The organism is Streptomyces sp. NPDC021080 (genome assembly GCF_044333225.1).
Taxonomy (GTDB): domain Bacteria; phylum Actinomycetota; class Actinomycetes; order Streptomycetales; family Streptomycetaceae; genus Streptomyces.
Genome location: NZ_JBIRQM010000016.1, coordinates 68,635 through 75,070, shown reverse-complemented (window position 1 = coordinate 75,070; position 6,436 = coordinate 68,635). Strand labels below are relative to the sequence as shown.

The 6,436-nt window shown below is 72.5% G+C and carries 8 protein-coding genes; 3 read left to right on the top strand and 5 right to left on the bottom strand.

Going from position 1 to position 6,436, the window contains the following annotated elements; translation table 11 throughout:
* Nucleotides 1-213: 213 nt before the first annotated feature.
* Complete coding sequence (locus ACH4S8_RS33555; RefSeq protein WP_398400861.1) at nucleotides 214-828, top strand: hypothetical protein; 615 nt, start codon at nucleotides 214-216, stop codon at nucleotides 826-828.
* A gap of 89 nt (nucleotides 829-917) precedes the next feature.
* Here ACH4S8_RS33555 and ACH4S8_RS33550 read toward each other — a convergent pair whose 3' ends face one another.
* The 4 genes from ACH4S8_RS33550 to ACH4S8_RS33535 all read right to left on the bottom strand — a co-directional run bounded on the left by ACH4S8_RS33550 (nucleotide 918) and on the right by ACH4S8_RS33535 (nucleotide 3,962).
* Nucleotides 918-1,319 (bottom strand): hypothetical protein, encoded by a 402-nt coding sequence (locus tag ACH4S8_RS33550; RefSeq protein ID WP_398400859.1) that lies wholly within the window; start codon nucleotides 1,317-1,319, stop codon nucleotides 918-920.
* A 219-nt stretch (nucleotides 1,320-1,538) separates the two neighbouring features.
* Entirely contained in the window at nucleotides 1,539-1,883 is a 345-nt protein-coding gene (locus tag ACH4S8_RS33545) for a hypothetical protein (protein ID WP_398400857.1), read from the bottom strand.
* Entirely contained in the window at nucleotides 1,874-3,265 is a 1,392-nt protein-coding gene (locus ACH4S8_RS33540) for a sodium-dependent transporter (RefSeq protein ID WP_398400855.1), read from the bottom strand. The genes ACH4S8_RS33545 and ACH4S8_RS33540 overlap by 10 nt, the downstream gene beginning before the upstream one ends.
* Nucleotides 3,195-3,962 carry a phosphatase PAP2 family protein gene (locus ACH4S8_RS33535; RefSeq protein WP_398400853.1) on the bottom strand — a complete coding sequence of 256 codons (768 nt, stop codon included), beginning with the start codon at nucleotides 3,960-3,962 and terminating at the stop codon, nucleotides 3,195-3,197. Before ACH4S8_RS33535 ends, ACH4S8_RS33540 begins: the two co-directional genes overlap by 71 nt.
* A 336-nt stretch (nucleotides 3,963-4,298) precedes the next feature.
* Between ACH4S8_RS33535 and ACH4S8_RS33530 the strand changes: the two genes are divergently transcribed.
* Together ACH4S8_RS33530 and ACH4S8_RS33525 are read left to right on the top strand one after the other, a co-directional pair.
* Nucleotides 4,299-4,691, top strand: a complete 393-nt coding sequence (locus tag ACH4S8_RS33530; protein ID WP_398400851.1) for a VOC family protein — start codon at nucleotides 4,299-4,301, stop codon at nucleotides 4,689-4,691.
* Between the two features lie 147 nt (nucleotides 4,692-4,838).
* Nucleotides 4,839-5,903 (top strand): adenosine deaminase, encoded by a 1,065-nt coding sequence (locus ACH4S8_RS33525; protein WP_398400849.1) that lies wholly within the window; start codon nucleotides 4,839-4,841, stop codon nucleotides 5,901-5,903.
* On the opposite strand, the gene ACH4S8_RS33520 is transcribed toward ACH4S8_RS33525, so the two are convergent.
* Entirely contained in the window at nucleotides 5,891-6,400 is a 510-nt protein-coding gene (locus ACH4S8_RS33520) for a DUF664 domain-containing protein (RefSeq protein WP_398400847.1), read from the bottom strand. The genes ACH4S8_RS33525 and ACH4S8_RS33520 overlap by 13 nt on opposite strands.
* Nucleotides 6,401-6,436 lie beyond the last annotated feature (36 nt).

Below are 6,436 nucleotides of genomic sequence, written 5' to 3'. Positions count from 1 at the left end.
TATCCGGCGTCCGCGGTTAACACCCTTACCACTTAGGGGTATCCGTCGCCCGTGGTTACCCGGGCGCCGCGCGGGGGCCGCCCGGGGGGGGCGCGGCCCCGGCGAGGCTCGCCCCGGCCGCGGGCGGGGCTCGCCGGGCGTTACGGGGGCGCCCCACCGCGTATGTCAGTGCCGTGCGGCAGGATCCACCCACCGACGTGGGAGGGAATCACCATGGGGATGGGTTACAAGACGTCCTGGCTGGCCGTGCCCGGCGCGAGCAGCGGGGACGTCGCCGACGCGCTCGGGCTGGTCGGACGCGTGGCCATGGACTGGGAAGCGGGGACCGAAGCCGCGTACAGGCGGGGCGTCTTCGTGGCGTCTCCGGTGGACGGCTGGACACTGGCCCACGGCCGGATCCACCTCGACGCCAGTCACGAGGGCGGCGGTCCGGCCATCCTGTCCTGGCTCGGGTCACTGGGCGGGCGCTTCGGCGACCTCCAGTACTTCCGCACCGATCGCATCGGCGACTACCACGCCTGGGCGAGAGTGGAGGCCGGCCGAGTCGTCCGGGCCTACTGCTACGACGGCATGACCGGTGACGTGCCCCTGCGGCTGGGGGAGCCCACCGGGATCGAGCGCCGCCTCGGTGCCGGACTCCGGGGGCTGGAGGAGGGCCGGGAGAACTGGAGCGAAGCGGACTGGGACGACTGGCACGCCGCCATGCCGAACGAGCAGCAGGTCATGGCCATCGCCCGGAACTGGGGAATCTGTCCTCTCGAGATCCCGGACGAGGCAATCGTGGGCGACGGCATCCACGGATTTCCACCGGGCGCCGACCGAGGGTGACGCGTCCCGAGCGGGCGGTTCGAACGGTTGCGCCGTGGAAGGACGCCGCTCCGTGACAGAGGCAGGCGGCGACCACGCGTCGCATGCGGCTACAGGTCTTCGAAGGCCTCTTCGCCCGGCCGCCAGACCATCCAGCAGCGGTCGACGAAACCGTTGAGCATCGCGATCTCCGGGCCTTCGAGTTCGTCCGCGGACGGGTGCAGCTGGACGGAACCCGTCGCGAAGTCGACCTTGATCCCGATGCCGGTCTCCTCGTGCGTGGCGGTCACGTCCTGGGAGATGAGCCCTCGCAGAGCGTCGGCCCAGCCGGTCTCCGTGGCGGAGAACCGTTGTCCGGACAGCGTGACGACCGGCAGCACGTCGCACGTGAGCACCGGCATGTCGTCGGTCGGACCGTCGAACAGCAGCTGGACGTAGTCCATCACGAACTGCACGGAGTACAGCCGAAAGCCGACGAGACGACCGAGCAGGGAGTTCAACTCGTATGCCACGGCGGAGAGCTTAAGCCGAGCGTGGAGCCGGTCCCATGCCGACGCGACAGCGCGGTCCCTCCACCCCGGCCCGGTACGGCCGGAGTACCCGCCCGCGGGGCCGGCCGTGGCCCCGGCCGTTCCGGCGTTCATCCTGAGGGCCGTCCTCGTCCGGGGGATGCCGACCCCGTGAGTCCCACGCCCGCACCGTTCCGGTCCTGGGACCGCAGTCGACGGCATTCAGCCGTCGTCGTTCCGGACGGCGGTGCTCGCGCGCTTTCGCTCGCCGCCCCCGCGTCGCACCCACTGCCGCAGCCTCTCGACGGAGCGTTCCTTGTCGGTCCGGGTCGCCGCGAATTCGCCGGAGTTCGTGAGGAAAGCCGTCAGGGGCGTCCATCGCCTGCGTCCGTCGTGCGTCGTCCACCGCAGTGCGGGGAAGTCCGTGACCTCCGTGATGCGCTCCCGGTCGATCACCCGTGTGCGCAGGTAGCCGCGAACCGTGATCCGCGTGTGCTCGTACGTCACACCGAGCCGGTATCCACGGACCGCCAGTACCGCGAGCCCGGTCACGGCCGCTATAGCCACGAGCCGTGGCGGCCATGCCTCGGCCTGCGCCGCGTACGCGATACCGGCGACCGCCGGGACGGCTCCGAGGGCGCTGTTCGCCAGACGGTTACGGGTCGACGGCACGCGCTCCATGACCTTCCTCGGGGGTCTCCACCAGAGGCGCAGCCTACAGTCGTCGGTTCGCGGGACGTCCGTCGTGTGCGCCGGTCCGGAAGACGGCGAGTGCGAGTGCCGACGGCCCGGGATGCTCGGGCGGGAAGCCGGCACGGGCGGCGTATCGGATGAGGTGTGGCGGGTTCGCCTCCGTCTTCGCCCGCGCGGCTCCGGGTCCGGGTGCGAGGGCGGCGCCCGGCCCGTACGACCCGTCCGGCGGCAACCTTCTGCAGCAGGCTGTAGGCCAGCACCGGCAGCAGGACGTGGGGCCGGTCGGGCAGTGTCGTCGTGATCAGGACGGCGCCGGCGCTGCTGTTGTTCATGCCGCAGGCCAGGGTGACCGACGCGCCCGCGGGTGCGTCGAGGCGCAGGGCGCGGGTGGTGACCAGGCCCAGTGCGAACGACAGCCCGCAGACGGTCGCGGCGACAGTCACCGCGGCGGTGAACAGGACCGGCTCGGGGTGCGCGAGGAAAGGCCCGAGGGCTCCGCTCGCGTTGACGTAGGTCAGGAGCAGCGAGGCGAGCATCGCCGCCGGAGCCGCCGCGCCGAGCAGGAGGGAGGCCGGGCGGCCGGGCAGCACCAGGCGGCACAGGATTCCGGCGCCGCACGGCACCAGCACTCCCGTGAGGGCGAAACCGCCGCCGGCGGTCCGGGCGGCCGTCGCCAGCGAGCCCGCGTACGGGCCGTGCAGCAGCGGAGACAGGGCCGCCAGGGTCACCGGGAGGCTCAGCGGACTGACGATCGTGGACGCCAGGACGAGGCCCACCGCCGTCGGCCGGCAGCCTCCCCCCTTGCCGGTCCACACCGTGGCTCCGGCCGCCACCGGCATCGCCACGACGAGGATCATCGCCGTGACCAGCCCGCTCCCCCCGTCGCTGTCGGGGGACCGCCGCAGCGCGAACGCGACGCCCGGGATGATCAGCAGGGGTGCGACCAGGTGCAGCACGAGGCCCGTCAGCAGCGCCGTGGGCCGGAGGACGAGCGCGCGCAGTTCGCTCAGCGGTACCTGCAGGCCCGCCGTGAACAGGACCAGGGACAGCAGGAACGGAGCCGTCGTGAAAGGGATTCCGGGCAACGAGGCGGGGCCGAGCCAGTGTGTGCGGCGCAGCCACAGGCCCGGGGCTGGCACCGTCGCGGCGGCCAGATAGGCGACGCTCACCGCCCAGCCGAGGTGCTCACGGAGCAGAGTGAGGGGGGACGTCGCGCTGTTCGCGCGGCGCTCGGGTCGGGGCTGCTCGGGGTGCATCGTGGCGCTCTTCCGTCGTGGGGCCTGGGCGGAGACGGGGCGCCGATATCGAGGAGTGGATGCGGGGGAGGAAGCGCGTGAGGACGTACAGGAGCAGGCTCAGCCAGCAGACGGCGAACAGCCAGCCGCCGACGACGTCGGAGAACCAGTGAACACCCAGATAGACGCGGGACAGGCCGACGAGGACGGCCCAGGCGCCGATGAGCAGGACGAGGACCCTCCGGGACTGCGGGGCGCGGGCGAGCACGGCGAAGATCAGCAGTCCGGCGGTGACGGCGGAGGTCGTGGTGTGGCCGGACGGGAACGACCACCCCGAGGCGTGGGTGGCCCAGTTCGCCACGGGGGGCCGGGGACGGGCCACCAGGGACATCACGGCGAACCGCACGGCCTGTGCGGCGGCCAGAACGCCCACGCAGACGGCGACGGCGCGCACCCGCTGCCCCGCGGTCCGTCCGAGGAGCAGGCCGGCCACGACGACCAGGGCGTACGGGACGACTCCCGTACCCGTGTACGTCACACCGCGCGCCAGGGCGAGCGCCACGTCCGGGCGGTGCGCGAGCGACCAGGAGGCGAGCGCCGAGTCGCCGGACAGGGGAGCGCCCTCGTGACCGGTCACGACCAGCGTCAGCAGGACGAACGCGACCAGGCTCCCCACCGCGGTCGACACGGCGATGTCGCTGGTGCCCAGGCGCTTCACGGCCGGGCCGGCTCGGTGTCGGCCTCGCGCACGGGTGTTGCGCCCAGGGCGGCGGACATGGGTGTGGCCCCTTTCCACGGCATGCGCGCACGCGGCAGGACACCCCGCCCCGCACCGACCGCATCGTCATCATCGTCTACACAACTGTAGACGATCGGGGGCCGGAATCGTTCCCGTACCGGCCGATGGAGATCGTTCTCCTGCTCCCTGCTCCCTGCTCCCTGCTCCCTGCTCCCTGCTCCCCGCTCCCCGCTCTCTGTCCCGGCGCGGCTCGACGCCGATGCGCCCGACGGGATGTCGTACCCTACGTGTTACGTATAACCCTGGAGAGGTCCGATGAGACGCATCGCCCTGGTCACCCTCGTCGTCGACGACTACGACGAGGCCGTCCGCCACTACACCGAAGCCCTCGGCTTCCGCCTCGTCGAGGACACCCCGAGGCCCGACGGCTCCCGCTGGGTCGTCGTCGAGCCGGGCACGGAAGCCGGCGGAACCGGGCTGTTGCTCGCCCGGGCCAAGGACGAGGCGCAGCGCGGCCGGATCGGCGACCAGACCGGCGGACGTGTCGGCTTCTTCCTGTACACCGACGACTTCGCCCGCGACCACGCCCGGATGCGTGCCGCCGGCGTGACCTTCCTGGAGGAGCCGCGCCACGAGGCGTACGGCTCGGTCGCCGTCTTCCAGGACCTGTACGGCAACCGCTGGGACCTGCTCCAGCCCGCGGGCTGACCCGGCCTCCGGCACCTCCGCACGCTCCCGTACCCCCGAGTGCGTTCCCGCACCCGCTCGTACTCCCGCGCGCCTCCCGCTCTCTCCGTCCCCTCCCGCTCTCTCCGTCCCCTCCCGCTCCGAACGACCTGCCGAGGAACACCGCACATGACCGCGACCCGCATCGACATCGACACGATCCGCCGCCTGCCCAAGGCGGTCCTGCACGACCACCTCGACGGCGGCCTGCGCCCGGCCACCCTGGTCGAGCTCGCGGAGACGGTCGGCCACACCCTGCCCACGACGGACCCGCAGGCGCTGGCCGACTGGTACTACGAGGCCGCCAACTCCGGCGACCTGGTCCGTTACATAGCCACCTTCGAGCACACTCTCGCCGTGATGCAGTCCCGCGAGGGCCTGCTGCGCACGGCCGAGGAGTACGTCCTCGACCTCGCCGAGGACGGCGTCGTCTACGGCGAGGTGCGCTACGCGCCCGAGCTCATGGTCAACGGCGGGCTGACCCTGCCCGAGGTCGTCGAGGCCGTGCAGGAGGGCCTCGCCGCCGGCATGGCCAAGGCGGCCGCCGCGGGTACCCCGGTGCGCGTCGGCACGCTGCTGTGCGGCATGCGGATGTTCGACCGGACCCGCGAGACCGCCGACCTCGCGGTGGCGTTCCGCGACGCCGGGGTCGTCGGCTTCGACATCGCGGGCGCCGAGGACGGCTTCCCGCCCGCCGACCACCTGTCCGCCTTCGAGCACCTGCGCCGCGAGAGCGTCCCGTTCACCATCCACGCCGGCGAGGCCCACGGTCTGCCCAGCATCCACCAGGCCCTGCAGGTCTGCGGCGCCCAGCGCATCGGCCACGGCGTCCGCATCACCGAGGACATCGTGGACGGCAAGCTCGGCCGTCTCGCGGGCTGGGTGCGCGACCGTCGCATCGCCCTGGAGATGTGCCCGACGTCCAACCTCCAGACCGGCGCGGCGACGTCCATCGCCGAGCACCCCATCACCGCCCTGCGCGACCTGGGCTTCCGCGTCACCCTCAACACCGACAACCGGCTGGTGTCGGGCACGACGATGACCCGGGAGATGTCGCTGCTCGTCGAGGAGGCGGGCTGGGGCCTGGAGGACCTGCGCACCGTGACGGTGAACGCGGTCAAGAGCGCGTTCATCCCCTTCGACGAGCGCAAGGCCCTCATCGAGGACGTCGTGCTCCCCGGCTACGCCGGCTGAACCAGCCCGCGTACGTAGGCGGCCTGTCCGACGTGCTGGAGATCGTCGGACAGGACGCTGACCAGGCGCACGCCGAGCGTGACCGGCGGGTCCCAGCGTTCGTCCACGACGCGCTCGAAGTCGTGGGCGGCCAGCCCGCCGATGAACGCCAGCGTCCGCTCGTGGACGGCGTCGTAGTAGCCGAGCAGCAGGTCGCCCGACTCCACCCGGACCCGGGCGACCTGCGCGGACGTGTGGCCGTACCCGGTGTCGCCCCGCGGGAGGTCCAGCGCGAAGCGCTTCGCCCAGTCCTCGGTGAGCCACACCTGTTCCGTCCCGGCCGCGTCGGCGACGTGGTCGTCCTGGACCCGGGTGAGATGCCAGACCAGCCAGGAGACCGAGTTCGCGTCCTCGCCGGGGCGGGCGCCGAGGGCCTCCGGCGCGAGGCCGCCGACAGCGGCATGGACTTCTTCCCGGACGCGGCCGAAGCCGTCGATGAGGATGTCCTTGGCAAGCATGGGTCCACCATCGCGCATCGGGCGCGGCCCTGCGTC